We start from the raw sequence: 24,795 nt of genomic DNA on the forward strand, positions 1-24,795 counted from the left end.
GGTCTTCATGTCTCGGTGGTCAACACCATGAACAACACCAGCGCCGCCACCGGGACACCGAACACGGCGCTACCGATCACCAGTTCGGTGCTCAATGGCTGGCCGGCATGCACGATGCCGACTGCGCCGTTGATCAGCGTCAGCGCCAGCCATAGCACGATAAAACTGTAGGCCATCGTCTGGTGGGTGAAGCCGATGTTCTCGCCGATGTAGAGCATCAGCGCCAGGAGGATCAGGCCGAAGGTGATGATGATGGTGGTGTGCATGAACTGTCCCGCCCTTCAGATGTGTATTGCTTTGGAGGCAGCCATCGCGAGCAAGCTCGCTCCCACAGGGGGATCTCCTTTGAGCACAAATTTTGTGAGCAACCAAGATCAATGTGGGAGCGAGCTTGCTCGCGATTGGGGGCACTGCGGTGTTTGTCTGAGCATAGTTAAACCAACCCGCCATTGACCCGCAAAGTCTGCCCGTTGACCCACGCCGAATCCGGCCCCGCCAGAAACGACACAACACGGGAAATGTCCTCCGGCTGCCCCAGACGCTCCAGCGGCGCCATCTTCGCGAAATTCTGAATCTGCTCCTCACTCTTGCCGTGCAAAAACAGCTCAGTCGCCACCGGGCCGGGGGCCACCGCATTGACGGTGATGTTGCGCCCGCGCATTTCCTTGGCGAATACCTGAGTCAGGGATTCCACTGCCGCTTTGCTGGCGATGTACACCGCGTAGCCCGGCAGGTTCATGCCGACGGTGCTGCTGGAGAAGTTGATGATCCGGCCACCGCTGTTCAGGCGGGTCGCCGCTTCACGCAGGGTATTGAAGGTACCGCGAGCGTGGATGTTGAAGTTCTGCTCGAACAGTTCATCGCTGTGTTGCGCCAGCGGCAGCACTTTGAGGATGCCGGCGTTGTTCACCAAAACATCGACCTTGCCCAGTTGGGTTTCCGTCTCGTCGAACATCCGGCGCACGTCGTCGGCATTGGCCACGTCGGCCTTGATCGCCATGGCCTGGTGGCCGGCCTGACGCAGCTCTACCACCAGTTTCGAGGCTTCGGTGGCGCTGCTGGCGTAGTTGATGGCAACGGCGAAACCTTCGCTGGCCAGTTGTTTGGCGATAACCGCGCCGATGCCGCGGGAGGCGCCGGTCACGATGGCAACTTTCGGAGTTTGATGAGTCATGTTGGTGTTCCTGTTGACGGGGTGTGAAGCCAATTTCACATGTTTACTCAGGGTGATAAATGCACGAGAGTTGCCTTGACTGTTCAATAATCACCAACAATCGAGTGCCTGGAGTGAGCTGTGGACCAAGTCAAGGCGATGAGGGTTTTTGTGCGGATCTACGAGCGCAGCAGCTTCACGCAGGCGGCCGATGACCTGAACCTGCCACGCGCGACGCTGACCCACACCTTGAATCAGTTCGAGGCTTGGCTGGGTACGCGTTTGTTGGAGCGCAGCACGCGTAAAGTGCGCCCGACGCTGGATGGCGAGGCGTACTACCTGCGTTGCGTGCAACTGCTGGCAGAGCTGGAAGAAGCGGAATTGGCGTTTCGTGGTGTGGCACCGAAGGGGCGGCTGCGGGTGGACTTGCACGGGACATTGGCCAAGCACTTCGTGATCCCGGCTTTGCCGCAATTCATGGCGCGTTATCCCGACATCGAGCTGTCCATCAGCGAGGCTGACCGCCAGGTCGACCTGATCAGCGAAGGTATCGATTGCGTGTTGCGGGCGGGAACATTGGGCGACTCCACGCTGATCGGCAAACGTGTCGCCAACCTGCGTCAGATCACCTGCGCCAGCCCCGCCTATCTGCGCAAATACGGCGAACCGAAAAGCCTCGCCGACCTGAGCCGGCACCGTGCGGTGAACTACGTTTCGCGTACCACCGCCAAGTTGTTCCCGTTCGAATTCATGGTGGACGGCGAACTCAGGGAAGTGACCATCGATGGCGCCGTTTCGGTGTTCGGCGCCGAAGTCTACGCCGCCTCGGCGATTGCCGGACTGGGCTTGATCCAGTGCCCGCATTACCGGATGGAAACGCAGATCGCCCAAGGGCTGGTGCAGGAAATCCTCACCGAGACACCGCCGCCGTCAATGCCGGTATCGGTGCTTTATCCACACAATCGACACATGTCGCCACGGGTTCGGGTATTTGTGGATTGGTTGGGAGAGGTGTTTACGGGGGCCACGTGAAGGTGAAAAGTGCACGCGGTCAATGTAGGAGCTGCCGAAGGCTGCGATCTTGGCGATGGTTCTGACGGCGAAGATGAAAATATGTGAAACGTTTCAGCCATTAGTCGAATCCGGGGTTTTCTGGCGTTTGTCCGGGCGTATGCTGGGCGACTTGCGAAGCAGTCGATACCAGATTCAAGACCGATAAGAGAGGATTCGATGACTTACACCGCTGCCGAAAACCGCTACGACTCCATCCCTTACCGCCGCGTGGGCCGCAGCGGGCTGGTGCTGCCGGCGCTGTCGTTGGGCCTGTGGCACAACTTCGGCGACAGCACGCCGATCGATACCCAGCGCACGTTGTTGCGCACGGCGTTCGACTTGGGCATCAACCATTTCGACCTGGCCAACAACTATGGCCCGCCGTACGGCAGCGCAGAGATCAACTTCGGCCGTTTACTGCGTGAAGACTTCAAGCAGTACCGCGACGAGCTGATCATTTCCACCAAGGCCGGTTGGGACATGTGGCCCGGCCCTTACGGTCAGGGCGGTGGTTCACGCAAGTACGTGCTGGCCAGCCTCGACCAGAGCCTGCAACGCCTGGGCGTGGACTACGTCGACATCTTTTACTCCCACCGTTTCGATCAGGATACGCCGCTGGAAGAAACCGCCAGCGCACTCGCGACAGCGGTGCAACAGGGCAAGGCGTTGTACATCGGCATCTCTTCGTACTCTGGGGTGAAGACTCGCGAAATGGCGGCGTTGCTCAAAGAGTGGAAAGTGCCGCTGCTGATCCACCAGCCGGCCTACAACCTGCTCAATCGCTGGGTGGAAAAAGACCTGCTCGACACTACTGACGAACTCGGTACCGGTGTGATTGCCTTCACGCCGCTGGCCCAGGGTTTGTTGACCGATAAATACCTCAACGGCGTGCCGGCGGATGCGCGGGTCAACCGTCCGGGCGGTGGTTCATTGCAGGCATCGCATTTGTCCGAGGCCAACATTGCCCAGGTGCGAGCACTCAACGAAATCGCCAAACGTCGTGGCCAGAGCCTGGCGCAGCTGGCGCTGGCCTGGACGTTGCGCGATCCGCGGGTGACTTCGGCATTGATTGGTGCGAGCCGGCCGGAGCAGATCGTCGAGAACGTCGGGGCGTTGAAGAACCTGAGCTTCAGTGCAGAGGAACTGGCGGAGATTGACCGCTTTGCCCGGGAGGGTGGGGTCAATCTTTGGGAGAAGCCTTCGACGGCGGAGTAACCCTGAAAAGCAAAAGATCTTAAAATGGCACATCCCCCAACACCGTCGCCCGCTGCATCACCCGCCGCGCCGGCCGGTAATCATCCACCGCGTAATGCTGAGTCACGCGGTTATCCCAGAACGCAATGTCATCCTGCTGCCAGCGCCAGCGAATGGTGAATTCCGGTCGCGTTGAATGGGCGAACAGGAACTTCAGAATCGCCTCGCTCTCGGTTTCCGACAGCTCGTTGATCTTCGAAGTGAAACCTTCGTTGACGAACAGCGAGCGGCGCCCACTCACCGGGTGCGTGCGGATCACCGGGTGCGACAGCGGCGGATTCTTGCGTCGTGCTTCTTCCCACTGGGCCAGCGCCTCGGGCGTGTTGCCATAGCGCTCCAACGGGAACGAACGGGTGAAGTCATGAGTGGCGGTCAGGCCTTCGAGCAAGGTTTTCAGCGGCGCCGACAGGGCTTCATACGCGGCAATCCCGCTGGCCCACAACGTGTCGCCGCCAAACTCCGGCAACAGCTTGGCACTGAGTACCGCGCCCATGGCCGGCGTCGGCAGGAAGGTCACGTCGGTGTGCCAGATCGCGTTATCGCGCACGTCGGTGACGGCGGTGTCGAGGATCAGCACCTGCGGCTGTTCCGGCACGTTGGGGTAGATCGGGTGAATGTGCAGGTCGCCGAAATTCGCGGCGAATCGCGCCTGCTGCTGTGGCGTGATTGGCTGGTCGCGGAAGAACAGGACTTGATGATTGAGCAGCGCCTGCTCAATGGCATCGCGCTGCTCCAGATTCAGCGGCTGGCTGATGTCGACGCCGCTGATTTGCGCACCGAGGGCGGAGCTTAAGGGGACGATGGTCAGGTGGCTCATGGTGGTTCTCTTCAATCCGGAGTCCATGCTTTTTGTAGGAGTGAGCCTGCTCGCGATTGCAGTGTGTCAGGCAATATGTCTTTGACTGATGTACCGCTATCGCGAGCAGGCTCGCTCCTACAGGGTTGTTCAATATTCAGTGGGCCTGGCCATGCCATGGCACCAGTTTGCGTTGCAGGGCACGCAGGCCCAATTCCATGGCGAAGGCGATCAGCGCGATCACCAGAATCCCCAGCACCACCACATCGGTGACCAAAAACTGCGCAGCCGATTGCACCATGAAGCCCAGACCGCTGGTGGCGGCGATCAATTCCGCGGCGACCAGCGTCGACCAACCCACTCCGAGGCCAATGCGCACACCGGTCAGGATATCCGGCAAGGCACTGGGCAAAATGACGTGGCGAATCAACTGCGCGCGGGTCGCCCCCAGCGACTGCGCGGCACGCAATTTGGCCGGGTCGACCGTGCGCACGCCGGTGGCGGTGGCGATGGCAATCGGGGCGAAGATCGCCAGGTAGATCAGCAGCACTTTCGACAATTCGCCGATGCCGCACCAGATCACGATCAGTGGCAGATAAGCCAGCGGCGGAATCGGCCGGTAGAACTCGATCAGCGGGTCGAGCACACCACGGGCGATACGGTTGGCGCCGATGGCGACTCCCACCGGCACGGCGGTGAGAATCGCAAAGCCGAGGCCCAGGCCGATGCGGCCCAGACTCGCGCCGAGGTGCTGCCACAGTGTTGAATCCATGTAGCCCGAAGTCGCCAGCTGCCAGCCTTTTTGCAACACGGCGGAGGGCGGTGGCAGGAACAGCGGTTCGATCAAGCCGGTCGCCGTCACGGCCCACCAAACAGCAACGAGAGTGACCAGCGTCAGCACACTGATCCAGCGCGTGCTCAAATTGCGGCGCACCGGCGTCAAGGTAGAAGCCGATTTAACCGCCGCGACGGGAATTTCGTAGCTGCTCATGCGCGCTCCTGCCGCTGGGCGGCACTGCGTTGGGAGAACACTTTGGCGAGTACGTGTTCGCGGGTTTCGATAAAACGCGGGTCGGACTTGATCGAGCGGGCCGACTCACCGGCGGCATAACGCTGACCGAAATCGAGGCTCAGGCGCTCGACGATTTGCCCTGGGTTGGGTGCCAGCAGAATCAGGTCGGTGGCGAGGAACACGGCTTCTTCGATGTCGTGGGTAATCAGGAACACCGGTTTGGCGGTGCGTTGCCAGACTTGCAGCAACAGCTCCTGCATCTGCTCGCGGGTGAAGGCGTCGAGGGCGCCGAAAGGTTCGTCCATCAGCAATACGCGCGGGTCGGCGGCGAGTGCGCGGGCCAGGCCGACACGTTGCTTCTGGCCACCGGAAAGCTGCCAGATGCGGCGCTGTTCAAAACCGGAAAGGTCGACCAGGGCGAGCATTTCCCGGGCGCGGGCTTCGCGTTTGTCCCGAGCGACGCCGGCCAGTTCCAAGCCGAAGCCAACGTTGGCCAACACATCCTGCCACGGCAGCAACGCGTCGTCCTGGAACACCACGCCGCGCTCGGCACTCGGGCCTTTGACGGGCACGCCGTCGAGGGTGATGCGCCCGGCGCTGGGCTCGACGAAACCGGCAATCAGGTTCAACAGCGAAGTCTTGCCACTGCCGGACGGGCCAAGGGCGACCAGCAATTGCCGGGGTCCCAGGCTCAGGGAAATATCCGCCAACACCGGTTCCGGGGTGCCGGGGTACTGTGCGCTGATGCGCTCCAGCTGTAGCAAGGCCATCGCATTGACTCCCGATCAGTTGGTGATGAACTTGGCGCTGACGTAGGGCGCGTAGTCCGGCAGCACCGCCTCGACCTTGCCTTGTTCCTTGAGGAACGCCGCGGTGTCGGTGATGGCTTTGGTAGTCGGTGCGCCGAGGGTGATGACCTGGTCAGCCGCCAGCGGGTAGACGTTGCCTTGCAGCAGCAACGGAATGTCGCTGGCCTTGGCGCCGGAGAGCTTCACCAATTTGTCGACGTTGCCCTGGTTGGCGAGCCAGGCTTGCGGGTCTTTGCGGTAATCGGCGTAGGCGTCCAGGGTCACTTTGGCGAACGCGGTGACGATTTCCGGGTGCTTCTCGGCGAAATCCTTGCGCACGATCCAGGCATCGAAGGTCGGTGCGCCGAACTTGGCCAGCTCGCCGGAGGTGATCAGTACCTTGCCGTTTTCCTTGGCGACACCGAGGGCTGGGTCCCACACGTAAGTGGCGTCGATGTCACCACGTTTCCAGGCGGCGATGATCGCGGGTGGGGCGAGGTTGAGAACGGTGACTTTCGACGGGTCGATGTTCCAGTGCTTCAGCGCAGCGAGCAGGCTGTAGTGGCCGGTGGACACAAATGGCACGGCGATTTTCTTGCCGATCAGGTCTTGCGGGGTCTTGATCCCCGAACCGTCGCGGGCGACCAAGGCTTCGGCGGCGCCGATCTGGGTGGCGATGAGGAAGGTTTCTACGGGGACTTTGCGAGTGATGGCGGCGGTCAGAGGGCTGGAGCCGAGGTAGCCGATCTGCACGTCGCCGGAGGCGATGGCAGCGATGATATCGGCCCCGTTGTCGAATTTGCGCCAGCTGATATCGGCCTTGGTGGCTTTTTCGTAGGTGCCGTCGGCCTGGGCGACTTTCGCCGGGTCAACGGTGGTCTGGTAGGCGACGGTGAAGTCGGCCGCCTGGGCAAAAAAACTTGCGGTAGCCAAGGAAACGGCCGCCAGCAAGCGAAGAGGGGAAGTCAGTTTCATCAGAAAGCTCCTTGTCAGGCGACCGAATGTCGGCGTGAGAAAGAGACTAAATGATCTAAGAATTCGAAAATAAATAACTTTTTCGAATTAGCTTATGAAGTGAGGAATTGAGGAGCGACCGCTACGCGGTCATCGCGAGCAGGCTCGCTCCTACAGGGTTCTATGGTGATTTCACAATTGTGACCACACCGAGGGTCCTCTGTAGGAGCGAGCCTGCTCGCGATAAGGTCCGCAGGACCTTCGAAGGTTAGTTGCTGATCGCCAGAATGCTCGCCTGGTACGCCCCGACAAACACATCGAAATCACCGACTTCGTTCTGCTCCAGCTCAGCCTGCTGAGCCAGCGACGAACGCGCTCGCTCTTCAAATTTCGCCTGTTCCTCAGCCGGCAACGGCTCGCTGCGGAAGAACTCGGCATGGGCCTGGCTCTGGCGCAGGGAGAACTGGGCGAAGCTTTCATTGTGTTCGGCCATCGCCGCCAATACCTGGGCCGACGGCGTCAGGGACGGGTCCAGGACCTTGGCCATCTGGGCGTCCAGCGCCTTGCTGTGGGCATCGCCGCCATGGCTCTGGTCGAGCATCGCCGCCAGCGGAGCAATTTTCTCCAGCAACTCGCCGGCCCACTCCTTGAGGTCAACCGGCTGGCCATCCCGCTGCAGTTGCAGGCCCGGACGACGACCTTCCTTGACCACGCTGAGGAAGTTCGAGGTCGCGTTGCCGCAACTGGTGTTGGTCAGCAACGGGCTGTCATTGAGCGCGCAGTACAGCAGGAACGCATCGAGGAAACGCGACTCGGTGAGGTCGATGCCCATCGGCAGGAACGGGTTGATGTCCAGGCAGCGCACTTCAATGTACTGGATACCCCGGGCCATCAGTGCCTGGATCGGGCGTTCACCGGTGTAGGTCACGCGTTTCGGGCGGATGTTGGAGTAGTACTCGTTTTCGATCTGCAGGATGTTGGTGTTGAGCTGTACCCACTCGCCATCCTGGTGGGTGCCGACTTCGACATAGGGTGCATACGGCGTGGCCACCGCTTTGCGCAGGCTGTCGGTGTAGCTGTTCAGATCGTTGTAGCACGGCGTCAGGCCGGCCTGGGCGCTGCTCTGATAACCCAGGTCGCTCATGCGCAGGCTGGTGGCGTAAGGCAAGTACAAAGTCTGCGGGTCCAGTTGCTCCAGCTGATGCGAACGACCGCGCAGGAAGCCGGCGTCCAGTGCTGGCGATGCCCCGAACAGGTACATCAGCAGCCAGCTGTAGCGGCGGAAGTTGCGGATCAGGGCGATGTAGGACGATGACTGAAAGTCGCGGTCAGTGCCGACAAAACCCTCGGCCTGCCTGAGCAGCGGCCAGAGTTTTTCCGGCAGGGAAAAGTTGTAGTGGATGCCGGCAATGCACTGCATGGTCTTGCCATAACGCAGGGCCAGGCCCTTGCGGTACACATACTTGAGCTGCCCGATATTGGACGTGCCGTACCAGGCGATCGGGATGTCTTCCTCGGCCGGCAACGGGCACGGCATCGATGGGCTCCACAGGTACTCGTTGCCGAGCTTGCTGTAGGCAAAGCGGTGAATGCTGTCCAGGCTCGCCAACGTGTCCGCCGGGTCGGGCAGGGCCGGAGTGATGAACTCCAGCAGCGACTCGGAGTAGTCGGTGGTGATCTGTTCATTGGTCAGCGCGGAACCCAGGCTTTCCGGGTGCGGCGTTTGCGCCAGGCGACCTTCGTCGGTCACGCGCAGGCATTCACGTTCGATGCCGTGAAGGCACTGTTCGAGCAGAGAGAGGTTAGCGCGCTCGCCGAGCAGAGCCAGGCGGCGGTTGAGAAGTTCGCTCAAGTTGGATTCCTTCACGCGTCAGTCGCCCCAATATGGGGGTGGGCAAGACGGTCTACAAGGGTGAAGTTAAAACTGGCGTTTTCGCCTTGTTTTGTAGGGGCAGCCGGTCGAAGCTCGATTGCTCGCGATGGAGGTTAGCGATGACGAGGGGTGCCTGAGTGAAAACGGCGCCCTGACGTTCATCGCGAGCAAGCTCGCTCCTACAGGTCATTGCGCCGAAATTAACTCAAATCGATGACATCCATCTACAGGACAGCGAACGTGCCTTGTGCTTTTGCGACCAGCTTGTCGCCCTGCATCACATCGGCCTCGACTACCAATGTGCGACGACCCGGGTGGATCACCCGCGCCGTGCACATCACCTCACCGTCGGCGACGGCGCGGATGTAGTTGATCTTGCACTCGATGGTCGCGCTCTGCTGGTCAAAGCCGTGGGTGCTGGAACAGGCCAGCCCCATGGCAATGTCCACCAGGCTGAACAAGGCCCCGCCGTGCAGCTTGCCGCCGCGATTGCGCAGTTCGGGTTCCAGCGCCAGGGCGACTTGCGCCACCCCGGTTTCCAGGCTGTGCAAACGACAGCCCAGCAGCTTGAAAAACGCGCTTTCGGTCAGCCCGGCGGGAATGTCCATCAGCGTTTCTTCAACTGCTTGGCATTGGCGAACAGCGAAGCCATGGCGTTGTTGCCCGGTGCTGCCGCCGTGGTTTCCTTGCGCGGTGCGGTGTTCTGGGACTGGCGTGGCGCCGATCCCGGACGCGCGCCGCGAGCGCCGTCGATTTTCTCGCCTGGGGTGTCGCTCATGCGCATCGACAGGCCCACGCGTTTGCGCGGGATGTCGACTTCCATGACCTTCACTTTCACCACGTCACCGGCCTTCACCGCTTCGCGCGGATCCTTGATGAATTTCTCCGAAAGTGCGGAGATATGCACCAAACCGTCCTGATGCACGCCGATATCGACGAAAGCACCGAAGTTGGTCACGTTGGTCACCACGCCTTCGAGGATCATGCCCAGTTGCAGGTCCTTGAGGTCTTCGACGCCTTCCTGGAACTCGGCGGTCTTGAACTCGGGGCGCGGGTCGCGGCCTGGCTTATCCAGTTCCTGAAGGATGTCGGTGACAGTTGGCAAACCGAAGGTTTCGTCGGTGAATTTTTTCGGGTCCAGGCGCTTGAGGAAACCACTGTCGCCAATCAGCGAACGAATATCGCGATCAGTCTCGGCGGCGATACGCTGCACGAGCGGATAGGCTTCCGGGTGCACTGCGGAGGCGTCCAGGGGATTGTCGCCATTCATCACGCGCAGGAATCCGGCGGCCTGTTCGAAGGTTTTTTCACCCAGGCGGGCGACTTTCTTCAGCGCAGCGCGGGTTTTGAACGCGCCGTGCTCGTCGCGGTGGCTGACGATGTTCTGCGCCAGGGTCGCGTTGAGGCCGGAGATCCGTGCCAGCAGCGCCACGGAAGCGGTGTTCACGTCCACGCCGACGGCGTTCACGCAGTCCTCGACCACCGCGTCCAGGCCACGGGCCAGTTTCAGCTGCGACACGTCGTGCTGGTACTGGCCGACGCCGATGGATTTCGGATCGATCTTCACCAGCTCGGCCAGCGGGTCTTGCAGGCGACGGGCAATCGACACGGCGCCACGGATCGACACGTCGAGGTCAGGGAATTCCTTGGAAGCCAGTTCCGACGCCGAGTAAACCGATGCACCGGCCTCGGAAACCATGACCTTGGTCATTTTCATGGCCGGGTATTTCTTGATCAGTTCAGCGGCCAGCTTGTCGGTTTCGCGGCTGGCGGTGCCGTTGCCGATGGCGATCAGGTCCACCGAGTGCTTGGCGCACAAGGCGGCGAGCACGGCGAGGGTCTGGTCCCACTTGTTGTGCGGCACGTGCGGGTAAACCGTGGCGTGATCCAGCAGCTTGCCGGTGGCGTCGACCACGGCGACCTTGCAACCGGTGCGCAGGCCCGGGTCGAGGCCCAGGGTGGCGCGCGGGCCGGCCGGGGCCGACAGCAGCAGGTCGTGCAGGTTATGGGCAAAGACGTTGATCGCTTCGGTTTCCGCGCCATCGCGCAGCTCACCCAGCAGGTCGGTTTCCAGATGGGTGTAGAGCTTGACCTTCCAGGTCCAGCGCACCACTTCGCCCAGCCATTTGTCAGCGGCGCGGTTCTGGTTCTGGATGCCGAATTGCTGGCCGATCATGCCTTCACATGGATGCATGGTGCCCGGCAGTTCGTCGCCGACTTTCAGCGCGGAGCTGAGGATGCCTTCGTTGCGGCCACGGAAAATCGCCAGCGCGCGGTGCGACGGCATGCTTTTGAGCGGTTCGTCGTGTTCGAAGTAATCGCGGAACTTGGCGCCTTCCTCTTCCTTGCCGGCAATCACGCGGGCACTGAGGGTGGCTTCCTGCTTGAGGTAATTGCGCAGCTTTTCCAGCAGGCTGGCATCTTCGGCGAAGCGCTCCATCAGGATGTACTTGGCGCCTTCAAGGGCTGCCTTCACATCGGCCACGCCTTTTTCCGCGTCGATGAAGCGTGCGGCTTCGGTTTCCGGGCTCAGGGACGGATCGTTGAACAGGCCGTCGGCCAAGTCGCCGAGGCCGGCTTCCAGGGCGATCTGGCCCTTGGTGCGACGCTTTTGCTTGTACGGCAGGTACAAGTCTTCGAGGCGGGTCTTGGTGTCGGCGAGCTTGATGTCGCGTTCAAGTGCAGGGGTCAGCTTGCCCTGTTCCTGGATGCTGGCGAGGATGCTGATACGCCGTTCGTCGAGTTCTCGCAGGTAGCGCAGGCGCTCTTCCAGATGACGCAATTGCGTATCGTCGAGGCTGCCGGTCACTTCTTTCCGGTAACGGGCGATGAAGGGAACGGTAGAGCCTTCATCGAGTAGCGCGACGGCCGCTTCGACCTGTTGTGGGCGTACACCGAGTTCCTCGGCGATGCGGCTGTTGATGCTGTCCATAAAACCACCTGACAAATTGTGAAAGCAGGCTCGCAGGCGCGGAAATAGGGCCTTCGCGAGTCTGGTTGAGCGGCCTGGCCAGCGCCGCTGCCTGGGTCAACAGGCATTGCGTTGACCCGTGAAATCGAACAATTACTGCTGACGCGATAAAAATAAATCGCGTCCGTCTGTAGTACCTGTCTGATGTTGCCTGACACAAAAGGCCGGGCATTATAACCAGCGTTACGGCATTCGGGGGGCATCGCGGGTTGCCGGTGCAATGGCCGGTTTTCTGGCGGTATAGGAAAAATCTGCTAACAATGCACACGGTGCGTATAACGGCAGCTACGCCATAATGCGCGCCGAGATCAAAGGGAGCATCCAATGAGCAGCACTGCACAAACTGCTGAAGGCGAAAAAATTCTTATCGTTGACGACGATCCGGGGCTGAGCAGCCTGCTGGAGCGTTTTTTCGTCAGCAAGGGCTACCGCGCCCGCGCCGTACCGAACACCGAGCAAATGGATCGCCTGCTGGCGCGCGAAGTGTTCAACCTGGTCGTCCTCGACCTGATGTTGCCCGGCGAAGACGGCCTGACCGCCTGCCGCCGTCTGCGCAACGCGAACAACCAGATTCCGATCATCATGCTCACCGCCAAGGGCGACGAGCTGAGCCGCATCAAGGGCCTGGAACTGGGCGCCGACGATTACCTGGCCAAGCCGTTCAACCCCGATGAGCTGATGGCTCGCGTCAAGGCGGTATTGCGTCGACAGTCGGCTCCGGTGCCGGGTGCCCCGGGCAGCGAAGACGAAAGCGTGACCTTCGGTGACTACGAGTTGTCCCTGGCCACCCGCGAGCTCAAGCGCGGCGAAGAAGTGCACATGCTCACCACCGGTGAATTCGCGGTGCTCAAGGCCCTGGTGATGAATGCGCGTCAACCGCTGACACGCGACAAATTGATGAACCTGGCCCGTGGCCGCGAGTGGGATGCCCTGGAGCGTTCCATCGATGTGCAGATTTCCCGTCTGCGCCGGATGATCGAACCCGATCCCTCCAAACCGCGTTACATCCAGACCGTCTGGGGCGTGGGTTATGTGTTTGTTCCGGATGGTACCGCCACCAAGTGATTGGCGATTTGTAGGAGCGGGTCATGCGGACAACGGATCAAACGATCCTGTCCGCAGACTCGCGATCCGCAATATGCGAGCATTGCTCGCTCCTGCAAGTGTTTAACGGCTAAACATGAAAACCCCCGTTTGGTTTCCCCAGAGCTTCTTCTCTCGCACCCTTTGGCTGGTGCTCATCGTCGTTCTCTTCTCCAAGGCGCTGACCCTGGTTTATCTGCTGATGAACGAAGACGTGCTGGTGGACCGCCAATACAGCCACGGTGTCGCCCTGGTGCTGCGTGCCTACTGGGCGGCCGATGAAGAGAACCGCGCAAAGATTGCCGATAGTGCACCCCTGATTCGGGTAGTGGGCGCCGGTGTCCCTGAAGGCGAGCAACATTGGCCATACAGTGAGATTTACCAGCGACAGATGCAGACCGAGCTGGGGCCAGACACCGAAGTGCGACTACGCATGCATTCTCCCCCGGCACTGTGGGTTCGTGCCCCGAGCCTGGGTGAAGGCTGGCTGAAAGTGCCGCTGTATCCCCATCCGTTGCGCGGCCAGAAAATCTGGAACGTGCTCGGCTGGTTCCTCGCTATTGGCCTGCTGTCCACCGCTTCGGCCTGGATCTTCGTCAGCCAGCTCAATCAACCTTTGAAGCGTCTGGTGTATGCCGCGCGGCAACTCGGCCAGGGCCGTAGCGTGCGCCTGCCGATCAGCGATACGCCGAGTGAGATGACCGAGGTTTACCGCGCCTTCAACCAGATGGCCGAAGACGTCGAGCAGGCCGGTCGCGAACGCGAGTTGATGCTGGCCGGGGTGTCCCACGACTTGCGTACGCCGTTGACCCGCTTGCGCCTGTCCCTGGAGCTGATGGGCGACCACAGTGACCTGACGGACGACATGATCCGTGACATCGAAGACATGGACGCGATTCTTGACCAGTTCCTGGCGTTCATTCGTGACGGACGTGATGAGTCGGTGGAAGAAGTGGACCTGAGCGATCTGGTTCGTGAAGTCGCCGCGCCGTACAACCAGAACGAAGAGAAAGTGCATTTGCGCCTGGAGCCGATCCAGCCGTTCCCGCTGCGTCGTGTATCGATGAAGCGGCTGCTGAACAACCTGATCGGTAATGCTCTGCATCACGCCGGCAGCGGGGTGGAAGTGGCGGCATATGTGTCCGGGGATACCAGTGCGCCGTATGTGGTCCTGAGTGTCATGGACCGTGGCGCGGGGATCGATCCGTCAGAGCTGGAGGCGATTTTCAACCCGTTCACCCGGGGGGATCGTGCTCGGGGTGGCAAGGGCACCGGGTTGGGGTTGGCAATCGTGAAGCGGATTGCTTCGATGCATGGCGGCAACGTTGAGCTGCGTAACCGCTCGGGCGGTGGGCTGGAAGCGCGGGTGCGGTTGCCGTTGGGGTTGCTGCTGCCGCGGGATGCCGTTTAACGGCTGAAAAGATCGCAGCCTCGCTTCGCTCGACAGCTCCTACGGGGGATCGCATTTTTCTGTAGGAGCTGTCGAGCGAAGCGAGGCTGCGATCTTTTCAGGCTCAACCCTTACCTTTGGTCCGCGTCATATTCGGCCCACCATTCTTCTCCAGATGCTCAATGATGATCCCCGCGACATTCTTCCCGGTGGTGGTCTCGATCCCTTCAAGCCCCGGCGACGAGTTCACTTCCATCACCAGCGGCCCGTGATTGGAGCGCAGGATATCCACTCCCGCCACCGCCAGCCCCATGACCTTCGCCGCACGCAACGCCGTCATGCGTTCTTCCGGGGTGATCTTGATCAGGCTCGCGCTGCCACCGCGATGCAGGTTGGAGCGAAACTCGCCGGGTTTGGCCTGGCGCTTCATCGCCGCAATCACCTTGTCACCGACGACGAAGCAGCGAATATCCGCTCCGCCAGCCTCCTTGATGTACTCCTGAACCATGATGTTCTGCTTGAGGCCCATGAATGCCTCGATCACCGATTCCGCGGCCGTGGCGGTTTCGCACAGCACCACGCCGATGCCCTGGGTACCTTCCAGCACCTTGATCACCAACGGCGCGCCGTTGACCATTTCGATCAGGTCGGGAATGTCGTCGGGGGAGTGGGCAAAGCCGGTCACCGGCAAACCGATCCCGCGACGGGACAGCAATTGCAGCGAACGCAGCTTGTCCCGTGAACGGGCAATGGCCACCGATTCGTTGAGTGGAAATACCCCCATCATTTCGAACTGGCGCAGCACTGCGCAGCCATAAAAGGTCACGGACGCACCGATCCGTGGAATCACCGCATCGAAACCCTCCAACGGTTTGCCGCGATAGTGGATCTGCGGCTTGTGGCTGGCGATGTTCATGTAGGCGCGCAAGGTGTCGACCACCACCATTTCATGGCCACGCTCGGTACCGGCTTCGACCAGACGACGGGTGGAATACAGACGCGGGTTCCGCGACAGCACAGCGATCTTCATGCAACACCTGTGGAGGAGGTAGATACCGGGAACACCGGCTTGTCTTGTACATACTTGATGCCCGGATTGACCACCAACTGGCCGTGGATCAGGGCTTTGGAGCCGAGCAACAGGCGATAACGCATGGACTTGCGGCAGGCGAGCGTGAACTCGACCCGCCAGACCCGATCACCAAGGGCCAGGGTGGTGCTGATCACGTATCGCACCTGCGCGTGACCGTTTGAGCTTTTAATGGTTTTCCTTGTCACCAGCGGTGCTTCGCAGCGACGGTGACGCAACTGGACTACCGTGCCCAGGTGTGCCGTGAAACGCACCCACTGCTCGCCGTCGCGCTCGAACGGCTCGATTTCGGTAGCGTGGAGGCTTGAGGTGCTGGCACCGGTGTCGATTTTTGCCCGAAGGCCGGCGACTCCCAAATCAGGGAGCGCCACCCACTCGCGCAGACCGACAACGGTCAAATGGTCAAATGTCTTCAAAATTGCTCAACCGGTAGAAACCGCGGTGGCCGCAGGCGGCCGAATTCGCGGTATTCACGCAGAATAATGGTTAAAAGGCGACAGATATCTACGGCCCGGATTTCCAGCCCCGCAAGGAGGTTATGGAATGTCAGCATTGTAGCTCGGGCCGGTGAAATTCTTGGTACGACAGAAACGGTAGTACAGTTCACCAATATTTCAGAATGAGGAAATTCCATGGCACAAAAAAACGAAGAGGACGACAAAGTCCGCCTCGATAAATGGTTGTGGGCTGCACGATTTTACAAAACCCGGGCCTTGGCCAAAGCAGCGATTGAAAGCGGCAAGGTGCATTGCCGGGGTGAGCGCTGCAAGCCCGGCAAGGAACCACGTATCGGCGATGAATTCGTGATTCGTACTGGTTTCGACGAGCGCACGGTGGTGGTCCAGGCGCTGTCGATCGTGCGCCGTGGCGCGCCGGAAGCACAGATGCTGTACGCCGAAACCGAAGCCAGCATCGCCAAGCGCGAAAACGCCGCCGCCGAGCGCAAAGCGGGCGCTCTGGGCGTGAGCACCGACGGCAAACCGAGCAAGAAACAGCGGCGGGATCTGTTCAAGTTTCGTGGCAGCAGCAACGAATGATTGACCGGGTCCGTCGATCACTCAAACAGGCAACGACTTGTAATTGTGCTTGCGCGTAGCCATATGGGGTAGTTCGCCTGCCCTGCACGAGCCATTGGCAGTGCCATTCGTCGTAAAGCGCACACAGTCGCCGGCCTGTAGGCCATAACCAGACAGCAAGACGCTATGGCCAAGGCGTAACCTCGAATTCTGTAATCACTTTTGTCACCACTTCAGATACCCAGACTTATGACCGACCTACCGGATAACGACTTCACCCAACGCTTCATCTTCGATGACAGCGACACCCGTGGCGAGCTGGTCTCCTTGGAGCTCAGCTACGCCGAAGTCCTGGCCAAACACGCCTACCCGCAGCCGGTCGCGCAACTGCTCGGCGAGCTGATGGCGGCTGCATCGTTGCTGGTCGGCACGTTGAAGTTCGATGGCTTGTTGATCCTGCAGGCCCGCTCCGAAGGCCCGATCCCGCTGCTGATGATCGAGTGCTCCAGCGAGCGCGATATCCGTGGCCTGGCCCGTTACGAAGCGGACCGCGTTGCCCCCGACGCTACCCTGGCCGATCTGATGCCGGATGGTTCGCTGACATTGACCGTCGACCCGAAACAGGGCCGACGCTATCAGGGCGTCGTCGATCTGGATGGCGAAACGTTGTCCGACTGCTTTACCAACTACTTCGTCATGTCGCAGCAGATTGGCACGCGTATCAAGCTCTGCGCCGATGGCCGTCGCGCCCGTGGCCTGTTGCTGCAGCAACTGCCCGCCGACCGCCTTAAAGACGAAGAGGAACGCGCTGCCAGCTGGCAGCACCTCACCGCATTGGCCACCACCCTGACCGCCGATGAGCTGCTGGGCCTGGACAACGAAACCGTGTTACATCGCCTCTACCACGAAGAGCAGGTGCGTCTGTTCGATGTGCAGAAGTTGCGCTTCCGCTGCAGCTGCTCGCGCGAACGTTCAGCCAATGCGCTGGTCAGTCTGGGTATGGAAGACGCGCAGCAATTGGTCGTCGAGCACGGTGGCAACATTGAAATCGATTGCCAGTTCTGTAACCAGCGCTACCTGTTCGATGCCGCCGACGTGACTCAATTATTCGCCGGTGCGGGCATCGAGACGCCGTCAGATACTCGTCACTAAAACGATTCAGCTCAGGTGAATTCACTGGCTGCCGCCGGATTAATGCCGTTACGACAGGAGGGGCCTACTCTTTTTGGGCTTTTCTGGCATAATCCGGCCCACTTTTTTCGCGGTAGTAGTGCACGACTTTCTACTACAAAAACGTTTGGAGCACTCGGCCACTGGCCGACGGGGAACCTCATGACGCAAGCCAATAACGCCGTGTACACCGATCTGAGTGTTGATGATCTGGTTAAAGAAGCCCTCAACCGTGGTGAAGGCGAGCTTGCCGATACCGGCGCACTGGTTGTTCGTACCGGTCACCGTACCGGCCGTTCGCCAGTCGATCGTTTCATCGTTGAAGAGCCAAGCACCCAGGCAGCCATCGCCTGGGGCCCGATCAACCGCAAGTTCCCGGCCGACAAGTTCGACGCCCTGTGGGCTCGCGTTGAGGCGTTCAACAACGCGCAAGAGCATTTCGTTTCCCACGTGCACGTAGGTGCGGCTTCCGAGCACTACCTGGCCGTGAAGATGACTACCCAGACCGCCTGGCAGAACCTGTTCGGCCGTTGCCTGTTCATCAACCCGGCCCAGTACAACCCGGCGGGTCGTGACGAGTGGCAGGTGCTCAACGTTGCCAACTTCGAATGCGTGCCAGAGCGTGACGGCACCAACTCCGACGGCTGCGTGATCCTCAACTTCGCACAGAAGAAAGTGCTGATCGCCGGCATGCGTTACGCCGGTGAAATGAAGAAAGCCATGTTCTCGGTGCAGAACTTCCTGCTGCCGGCTGCCGACGTACTGCCAATGCACTGCGCCGCCAACATCGGCGAAGAGGGCGACGTGACCCTGTTCTTCGGTCTGTCCGGCACTGGTAAAACCACCCTGTCGGCCGACGAAAGCCGTTACCTGATCGGTGACGACGAGCACGGTTGGGGCGAAGGCGTGGTGTTCAACATCGAAGGCGGTTGCTATGCCAAGTGCATCGACCTGTCCGAGAAGAACGAGCCGGTTATCTGGAAAGCCATCAAGCACGGCGCAGTCCTGGAAAACGTCGTCATCGATGACGCCAAGCACGCCGACTACGCCGATGTCAGCCTGACCCAGAACAGCCGTGCCGCCTACCCGCTGGAGCACGTTGCCAAGCGTTCCGAGAAGAACCTCGGTGGTGAGCCGAACGCTGTGATCTTCCTGACTTGCGACCTGACCGGCGTGCTGCCGCCAGTGTCGATCCTCAACGAAGAACAAGCCGCTTACCACTTCCTGTCCGGTTATACCGCGCTGGTCGGTTCGACCGAAATGGGTTCGGGCAGCGGCATCAAGTCGACTTTCTCCACCTGCTTCGGCGCACCGTTCTTCCCGCGTCCGGCCGGTGAATACGCTGAGCTGCTGATCAAGCGCATTCGCGGCTTCGGCTCCAAGGTCTACCTGGTCAACACCGGCTGGACCGGCGGTGGCTACGGCGTCGGCAAGCGCTTCAACATCCCGACCACCCGCGCCGTGATCGCAGCGATCCAGAGCGGCGCGCTGATCGGTACCGAGACCGAGCACCTGGACACCATCAACCTCGACGTGCCAGTGGCCGTACCGGGCGTTGAGACTGGCCTGCTGAACCCGCGCAACACTTGGGCCGACGTAGCCGCCTACGACGAAGCCGCCAAAGCACTGGCCGGCCTGTTCATCGAGAACTTCAAGAAGTTCGAAGTGAGCGACGCGATCAAGGCTGCTGGTCCAAAGCTGTAAGCGTTGGTTTGATGCAATGAAAAAGCCGCCCTTCGGGGCGGCTTTTTCGTGCGCGTCGTTACAGGCCTTCCAACTCCTGCGTGTCCCAGCGCTGAGCCTGAACGGCCCGGTAGAGCATGCCGATGGTCAATGGCACCTTCTCGCCGCGACCCTTGGCTTTTCGCTTTAGATTCACGTCAAAGCCGTCGGGCTGGAAATAGCGATAGCTGTCGAAATCCACGAAATCGATGGCAAAGTGGTTTTCCAGGGTTTCGATCAGGTGTTGAGCATCGGCGCCGTTGCAACCCAGGTCGAAGTTGATCGAGGTGCCGAGGCTGATGGTTTTGCGTTCGGGGAAGCCGAGTTCTTCATGCAGCAGTTGCATGAGTTGCTGCATCAAGTGGTCGTCAGGGAGGTTGGGGGCGAGGTTCATTGCATAGGCTCCGCTAATCGAAATGCAGGCGCCATATTATCCTGCTCACGTTTCGATAGCCCCAAAGCCCCCGCTAGTGTTGGCCATTGGCTGACAACTTCCTTGAAGCTGTCGATGATGTTTTCTGCATCCGCACGACCGACCCGAAAATACTCTGCCACTTCCCGGGCCAGCTCCAGATCCAGTGCGTTATCGGTATCGGTGATGTTGAGCTTCAAGCCGTCGGCGTGGGCCACCGGGTTCATGTCATAGGCGGCAGACAATCGCCATCCACGATCCGGATCAAGGATAAAACCATGGTTGCGCAGGTGGTCGTCGGTGTTGGAGACCAGGATGTTGAAAACAATCCGAGACCACAACTCTCGAAGGTCAGCGTTGGTTTGCGAGCCATGTTCCATGAGCACTTCGGCTAACTCAAGGTAGCTTGCGCCGACGGAGGCATCGTCACCGTCAACGCGATCAGTCATGGTCATGCCTGAGGCAAAATGCAGTCGGCCACCCCGTTCAGTACGATCGAATCGCTTGACCATGAAGCAGTGATGATCACTGGCATAGCGTCGGGCGATACCGGTCGCGACTCGCAGGCCACAATGACTGGCCAAGGCATTCACCACCAGTTCCCAAGCGCCAATGTCATAGTCGTCGCGGGTGCTGGGGAACTTGGCTATCCACAAGTGACCGTGCTCGTCTGCAACGCTGGCCTTGGGGCGGGCGCCACCCAGTGAGCCTCCAGGTGCGATCAGCATTCTCAGCCACTCGCGGCCATCGAGTGAGGTGTTGTCCGGATCGTTTTCCAGAGCTCGGCTTGCTTGTTCCAACGCCCGCAACTCAATGAAGGGTGGGGCGGCCACGCCATCGCGATCATCGAGAAAGTTGCCTTGGTCATTGAGCTTGTAGCGGATCGCGCCAACCCGATAGAGATCATGTACGCCTAACAGGAAATCCGACTCGTGGAGCTTGCTGCCTTTGGCAGCCAAGCCTTCGCGGATGTCGCGCTCCAGTCGCCGCTTCATCAACAGTTGACCCCACCGATCAGGGCTTGAATCAGCGAACACGCCAAATCGGCTTTGATGTTGCCCCGGGAACTGACGACCCTCATAGAGCCCGATTCGAGGGTCCAGGGGTGTGAAGTTCAACTCGGGGTCAGCTAACGCAGCGGCGTCGTATTCAAACTCGAAGACGTCCGTGGAGCGGGTCTTTCGGGCATGCAAGAAACCGAGACGTCTGGGCCCATTCAAGGATTCCCAATCGGCATACACCGCAATCTGCGTCATTTTTCACCTGTCCCGGGCTTGGCTTTTTTCTTGGTCAACAGACTGGAAAGTGAGTGGGTGTTGAAGGGGAAATCAGCGGATAGCTCTTCTGTGTGGGTGGTACTTTCAATCACTCCAGTATCTTTTTCAGGTATTGGGGAGGCTTTTTTTACTGCGCTTATTCGGCGTACTCGTGGGTTCGAGTCTTTGACTGAGGTTGCCTTGGGTTTGAGTTGTGCGTCCTGCAGTTGCCGCCCCACCTCATCGGTTGCCGCGAGTTTGTTCAAGTCTTTTTCCAGACCCAGAACTTGCATGACAGACAGGTAGGCGCCGATGGTCACCCCTGAGCCACCTGATTCCAGAGAGCGCAAGGTTGTCAGTGACATGCCCGACCTCTCAGCGACTTGTTTAGCTGTGAGTTTGCGGCGTAGGCGAGCGAGTTTCAGTCGCTCGCCGAACTCGGAAAGTAGTCTGGAAGCGGCGGGCAAGAGTGGAGCTGTCTTCTTGGCCATATGCCAATATTCCTTCATTAAGGCGCTATAACTGCCAGAATAATAGCACTTAAGGGAAAAAATGAGCGGCGATTGGGGCATTGAAAAAGACACCATTCTCGTGACGCTGATTTCCTTTAGGAAGACCTGCTAGCTGCCATTATTCCAGCTGCTTTATATTTAAACGGCCAGAATAATTCCACTTTGGTGTGCTGTCCCGTCCTGAAACAGGTGTAAACCTGTTTCAGGACGGGACAATGAGCCACAAAAAAGCCCCGAACCAACCGGGGCTTCTTCATTCTCAGCCTTGCATCAGGCCTCGACACCGCAACCGATCATCAAAAGATATCGATCGGGTAATCCACGAACACACGCACTTCGTTGCCGCTGACGTTGTACTCGCTCGACTTCTGCGACACGCGCAGGACCGAGCTGCGCAGTTTCACGCTGAGGTCTTTGGCCGGTCCGCTTTGGACGACGTATTTGATCTGGTTGAAGATCTCGCGCTCGGTGCCGCCTTCGCTGGTGGACGTGGTGATGTTGTCGCCGCGCACGTAGGCCACGTTGTAGCTCAGGCCCGGTGCACCGAAGGTGCTGAAGTCCAGGCCGTAGCCCACCTGCCAGCTGCGTTCGTCTTCGGCGTTGAAGTCGGACCAGTAGGAGTTAGCCAGGAAGATGGTGTTGCCACCGTCGCCGACGCGACCCTGGTCTTTCTGGTAGCCGCCGTAGGCGTAGCCCAGGTTGCTGTCGCCGGTGCTGCGCTGATGCGCGAGGGTGAACGAGTGCGGGCCGGTGATGAAGGTGGCCGCCAGGCTCCAGATTTTGTTGTCGTCGCCGGTGATACCATTTTCGCGAACGTAGGAATCTTCCAGCTTGGTGCGGTAGCCGTTGAAGTCCAGGGTCAGGGACTGATCCTTGTCGATCGGGAACACGTAGTTGGCGTTCACGTATTGTTTTTTCAGCACGTCTTCGACGTCGGAAGCATATAGCGCGGCCTTGAATTGCTCGGTGAACTGGTAACTACCGCCCAATACGTTGATCGACTTCAAGCCACCGCTGTCACGGCCTTCAGCGCTTTTACGCGATTCGGCGGTGAAGCGCCCGGCGTCCAGTTGCAGGCCTTTGATCTCTTTGGAGGTGATCAAGGTGCCGGTGTAGCTTTCCGGCAGCAGGCGCGAGTTGTCGTAGCTCAGCACCGGCAGGGTCGGCATCTGGTCGCCGTAGGTCAGGGTGGTGCCGGACAGGCGGAACTTGATCGCTGCGCCGCCCTTGGACAGGTCGTCAGCCGGCTGGCCGCTGTCGCCCTTTTTGAAGAAGTCGATGCCTTGCGCGCCGCTACGGTCTTCGCTGCGTTCCAGGTTCAGTGCGTACAGCCCGAAAGCGTCCACACCCACACCCACGGTGCCTTGGGTGAAGCCGGACGAGAACGTGCCGATGACCGCCTGGCCCCACTCGGATTTATCCGGGTTGCCGTCTTTGAAGTCACGGTTCATGTAAGCATTGCGCAGCAGCACTTTGAGGCTGCTGTCTTCAACAAAACCCTTGGATTCGGCCTGGTCGTTCGCCATGGCTTGTGTAGCACTCAACATCCCCAGAGCGATCAGGCTGATTCGCTTGTTCAACATTTTGTTTTTTTCCTTAATACGGTTGATACGCGCTGTGTCGAACGGCCGAAACGGCGCTATCGCGCTCTTATTTCAATGCGAAAACAAAAAGGCCCACCCACGATTTCTCGCGGCGGGCCTTTTATTTTTTTTGAGTCGTGGCGGTCGGCCACAGGCGTTGGGTCGAATCGTAGCTGCGCCCTCAATGATGTGTCAATTTCATGAATCGTCTTTAAATAGGCAAAAAACGTCTAAAAAATTGCTTTACGCGGCAGGAATATTCAATCAGCGCAGCCTTCGAGACCACAGACTGCTACGGAATTGGATGAGTCCTGATCGGGCAGCGACTGACTCAGCCACTGCGCAAATGCCTGGGGTTTGCCCAGCCATGGCCCGATATCGATCAGGGTGAATTGGTCATTGTGCTCAAGCGCCAGGGTCGGAAAGCCTTGCCCGCAGACCTTGGCCAACAAAGCCCGGCTCTTCCTGATATGTCCATCGGTGTCGGCCGCCCTGAAGGCGCTTTCGAAGGCCTGACGGTCCAGCCCCATGCCATGGGCCAGTTCAAACAGTACCGATTCGTCGGCGATGCGACGCCCCTCCGCGTAGTGAGCACTTTGCAAACGCCCCAACAACTCCAGCCCGCGTCCGGTCATTTGCTCGGCCGCCAGCACCGCAGTGATGGGTGGCGCCGAGTCGAACACGGCGCTGTGATCACGCAGCAAACCTTCGAAATAGGCTTCACCGAACGGCTGCCCGCTGTATTCGGCAATGCGCCGGTCGTGGGGCATCACGTAATTGCGCAGTTGTGGCGAAACCTTTTGCCGATTGGCCCCCGTCATCATGCCGCCGCCGTGGGCAATCACGGGCAGCACAGCCTGGGCGGCCTGCACCAGCGGTTTGGCGCCGTAGCACCAACCGCACAAGGGGTCGTAGATGTAGTGGAGGATCATGGCAAGGCTCCGGCAAAAAATCGATGCCGGCAGATTAGTCCTGAGTTCATGTCTGAAAAACACTGGAACGGCTTTCAGTCTGTTTCAGGAATCGGTCGAATGCTCCCGCAGGAACGAGCCGGGCGCCGCGTAGCCTGGGGGACCGTCACCTGAACACTACAAAACTTGCAGGAGCTGGCTTGCCAGCGAAGAGGTTTGCACATTCAACATTGATGGTGCATGACCGATGGCCTTCGCTGGCAAGCCAGCTCCTACAGTCGTTCATACAAAACACGCGCAAAAAAAAGCGCTGCCATCCCGGCAGCGCTTTTTTTTGTTCAATCCGTTGTTCTTCTTATCCTTCCATTACATCCCACAACGCATCCAGTTCCGCCTCGCTGAATAAACCAGCTGGGTAACGCTCGATCATTGTCCGGCGCGGATCAGTTTCGCTGATCTGACGCATTCCATTGGACTTGAACCAGTGCGCCAGGATCTGGAGCGATTCGCTATTTACTGCCAGGGGATGCAACGCCTTGTCGCTCACTATGTTCACTTCGGCGTTCATTTCAGCGCTCTCTCCCGGTTTGTGAGCGGCTAACTTATCCAAGGTTTATGACAGAACATCGAAGTCCTCCCCACCCCGAGTACAACAGCAGAGATACAAGAGCTGTGCCAAGGTCTCTGAAGTGTGGCCAAGCGGATACAAAAAAGCCCGCAGGCCTGTAGGGCCGCGGGCTCCGTGCAACATTGGTGGCTGATCGACAGCTTGAGGAATTTCGCAATCAACTCAAGC

At 59.7% G+C, this 24,795-nt stretch carries 24 protein-coding genes; 7 read left to right on the plus strand and 17 right to left on the minus strand.

Going from position 1 to position 24,795, the window contains the following annotated elements; translation table 11 throughout:
* Window positions 1–5: 5 nt before the first annotated feature.
* Both KGA83_RS15865 and KGA83_RS15870 read right to left on the minus strand, forming a co-directional pair.
* A complete protein-coding gene (locus KGA83_RS15865; RefSeq protein ID WP_108216119.1) occupies window positions 6–266 on the minus strand; it encodes a hypothetical protein in 261 nt (86 codons plus the stop codon).
* 167 nt (window positions 267–433) lie between these two features.
* Window positions 434–1,174, minus strand: coding sequence for an SDR family oxidoreductase (locus KGA83_RS15870; RefSeq protein WP_223530149.1), 741 nt, complete (start codon window positions 1,172–1,174; stop codon window positions 434–436).
* 120 nt (window positions 1,175–1,294) lie between these two features.
* Here KGA83_RS15870 and KGA83_RS15875 point away from each other — a divergent pair, with 120 nt between their 5' ends.
* Together KGA83_RS15875 and mgrA are read left to right on the plus strand one after the other, a co-directional pair.
* Complete coding sequence (locus KGA83_RS15875) at window positions 1,295–2,185, plus strand: LysR family transcriptional regulator (RefSeq protein ID WP_115948278.1); 891 nt, start codon at window positions 1,295–1,297, stop codon at window positions 2,183–2,185.
* Between the two features lie 198 nt (window positions 2,186–2,383).
* Window positions 2,384–3,421: an L-glyceraldehyde 3-phosphate reductase gene (mgrA, locus tag KGA83_RS15880; RefSeq protein WP_115948279.1), complete on the plus strand. Its 1,038-nt coding sequence runs from the start codon at window positions 2,384–2,386 to the stop codon at window positions 3,419–3,421.
* Window positions 3,422–3,440: 19 nt separating this feature from the next.
* Here mgrA and tauD read toward each other — a convergent pair whose 3' ends face one another.
* From tauD to KGA83_RS15915, 7 genes are all read right to left on the minus strand, one after another.
* Entirely contained in the window at window positions 3,441–4,277 is an 837-nt protein-coding gene (gene tauD / locus KGA83_RS15885) for a taurine dioxygenase (protein ID WP_223530150.1), read from the minus strand.
* A gap of 136 nt (window positions 4,278–4,413) precedes the next feature.
* Window positions 4,414–5,247 (minus strand): taurine ABC transporter permease TauC, encoded by an 834-nt coding sequence (gene tauC / locus KGA83_RS15890; RefSeq protein ID WP_108216124.1) that lies wholly within the window; start codon window positions 5,245–5,247, stop codon window positions 4,414–4,416.
* A complete protein-coding gene (gene tauB / locus KGA83_RS15895) occupies window positions 5,244–6,038 on the minus strand; it encodes a taurine ABC transporter ATP-binding subunit (RefSeq protein WP_108216125.1) in 795 nt (264 codons plus the stop codon). Before tauB ends, tauC begins: the two co-directional genes overlap by 4 nt.
* Window positions 6,039–6,053: 15 nt before the next feature.
* Window positions 6,054–7,031, minus strand: a complete 978-nt coding sequence (tauA, locus tag KGA83_RS15900; RefSeq protein WP_108216126.1) for a taurine ABC transporter substrate-binding protein — start codon at window positions 7,029–7,031, stop codon at window positions 6,054–6,056.
* A gap of 247 nt (window positions 7,032–7,278) precedes the next feature.
* Window positions 7,279–8,862, minus strand: coding sequence for a glutamate--cysteine ligase (gene gshA / locus KGA83_RS15905; protein ID WP_108216127.1), 1,584 nt, complete (start codon window positions 8,860–8,862; stop codon window positions 7,279–7,281).
* Window positions 8,863–9,107: 245 nt separating this feature from the next.
* Entirely contained in the window at window positions 9,108–9,491 is a 384-nt protein-coding gene (locus KGA83_RS15910; protein WP_095127618.1) for a PaaI family thioesterase, read from the minus strand.
* Window positions 9,491–11,815 (minus strand): Tex family protein, encoded by a 2,325-nt coding sequence (locus KGA83_RS15915; RefSeq protein WP_108216128.1) that lies wholly within the window; start codon window positions 11,813–11,815, stop codon window positions 9,491–9,493. Before KGA83_RS15915 ends, KGA83_RS15910 begins: the two co-directional genes overlap by 1 nt.
* Window positions 11,816–12,178: 363 nt before the next feature.
* Between KGA83_RS15915 and ompR the strand changes: the two genes are divergently transcribed.
* Both ompR and KGA83_RS15925 read left to right on the plus strand, forming a co-directional pair.
* Window positions 12,179–12,919, plus strand: coding sequence for a two-component system response regulator OmpR (gene ompR / locus KGA83_RS15920; protein WP_007972873.1), 741 nt, complete (start codon window positions 12,179–12,181; stop codon window positions 12,917–12,919).
* A gap of 115 nt (window positions 12,920–13,034) precedes the next feature.
* Window positions 13,035–14,348: an ATP-binding protein gene (locus tag KGA83_RS15925; RefSeq protein WP_108216129.1), complete on the plus strand. Its 1,314-nt coding sequence runs from the start codon at window positions 13,035–13,037 to the stop codon at window positions 14,346–14,348.
* Window positions 14,349–14,451: 103 nt separating this feature from the next.
* Here the strand turns inward: KGA83_RS15925 and rimK are convergent, their stop codons facing one another.
* Together rimK and KGA83_RS15935 are read right to left on the minus strand one after the other, a co-directional pair.
* Window positions 14,452–15,357, minus strand: coding sequence for a 30S ribosomal protein S6--L-glutamate ligase (gene rimK / locus KGA83_RS15930; RefSeq protein ID WP_007972871.1), 906 nt, complete (start codon window positions 15,355–15,357; stop codon window positions 14,452–14,454).
* Entirely contained in the window at window positions 15,354–15,815 is a 462-nt protein-coding gene (locus tag KGA83_RS15935; protein ID WP_177413322.1) for an ATP-dependent zinc protease, read from the minus strand. The genes rimK and KGA83_RS15935 overlap by 4 nt, the downstream gene beginning before the upstream one ends.
* Window positions 15,816–16,049: 234 nt before the next feature.
* Here KGA83_RS15935 and KGA83_RS15940 point away from each other — a divergent pair, with 234 nt between their 5' ends.
* The 3 genes from KGA83_RS15940 (at window position 16,050) to KGA83_RS15950 (ending at window position 19,307) form a co-directional block, all read left to right on the plus strand.
* Window positions 16,050–16,454 (plus strand): RNA-binding S4 domain-containing protein, encoded by a 405-nt coding sequence (locus tag KGA83_RS15940; RefSeq protein ID WP_108216131.1) that lies wholly within the window; start codon window positions 16,050–16,052, stop codon window positions 16,452–16,454.
* A gap of 228 nt (window positions 16,455–16,682) precedes the next feature.
* Entirely contained in the window at window positions 16,683–17,585 is a 903-nt protein-coding gene (gene hslO / locus KGA83_RS15945; protein ID WP_108216132.1) for an Hsp33 family molecular chaperone HslO, read from the plus strand.
* Between the two features lie 180 nt (window positions 17,586–17,765).
* Window positions 17,766–19,307, plus strand: a complete 1,542-nt coding sequence (locus KGA83_RS15950; protein WP_108216133.1) for a phosphoenolpyruvate carboxykinase — start codon at window positions 17,766–17,768, stop codon at window positions 19,305–19,307.
* A gap of 58 nt (window positions 19,308–19,365) precedes the next feature.
* On the opposite strand, the gene KGA83_RS15955 is transcribed toward KGA83_RS15950, so the two are convergent.
* The 6 genes from KGA83_RS15955 to KGA83_RS15980 all read right to left on the minus strand — a co-directional run bounded on the left by KGA83_RS15955 (window position 19,366) and on the right by KGA83_RS15980 (window position 24,567).
* Window positions 19,366–19,719 (minus strand): DUF1493 family protein, encoded by a 354-nt coding sequence (locus KGA83_RS15955; protein ID WP_223530151.1) that lies wholly within the window; start codon window positions 19,717–19,719, stop codon window positions 19,366–19,368.
* Window positions 19,716–20,993 carry a type II toxin-antitoxin system HipA family toxin gene (locus KGA83_RS15960; RefSeq protein WP_223530152.1) on the minus strand — a complete coding sequence of 426 codons (1,278 nt, stop codon included), beginning with the start codon at window positions 20,991–20,993 and terminating at the stop codon, window positions 19,716–19,718. The genes KGA83_RS15955 and KGA83_RS15960 overlap by 4 nt, the downstream gene beginning before the upstream one ends.
* Complete coding sequence (locus tag KGA83_RS15965; RefSeq protein WP_108216136.1) at window positions 20,990–21,484, minus strand: helix-turn-helix domain-containing protein; 495 nt, start codon at window positions 21,482–21,484, stop codon at window positions 20,990–20,992. Before KGA83_RS15965 ends, KGA83_RS15960 begins: the two co-directional genes overlap by 4 nt.
* A gap of 317 nt (window positions 21,485–21,801) precedes the next feature.
* Window positions 21,802–23,088: an OprD family porin gene (locus tag KGA83_RS15970; RefSeq protein ID WP_223530153.1), complete on the minus strand. Its 1,287-nt coding sequence runs from the start codon at window positions 23,086–23,088 to the stop codon at window positions 21,802–21,804.
* Between the two features lie 260 nt (window positions 23,089–23,348).
* Entirely contained in the window at window positions 23,349–24,020 is a 672-nt protein-coding gene (locus KGA83_RS15975) for a DsbA family protein (RefSeq protein WP_223530154.1), read from the minus strand.
* A 334-nt stretch (window positions 24,021–24,354) separates the two neighbouring features.
* Window positions 24,355–24,567 carry a hypothetical protein gene (locus tag KGA83_RS15980; protein WP_108216139.1) on the minus strand — a complete coding sequence of 71 codons (213 nt, stop codon included), beginning with the start codon at window positions 24,565–24,567 and terminating at the stop codon, window positions 24,355–24,357.
* Between the last annotated feature and the right edge of the window lie 228 nt (window positions 24,568–24,795).

This window comes from Pseudomonas sp. GL-R-19, assembly GCF_019956375.1.
In the GTDB taxonomy this organism is placed as follows: Bacteria; Pseudomonadota; Gammaproteobacteria; order Pseudomonadales; family Pseudomonadaceae; genus Aquipseudomonas.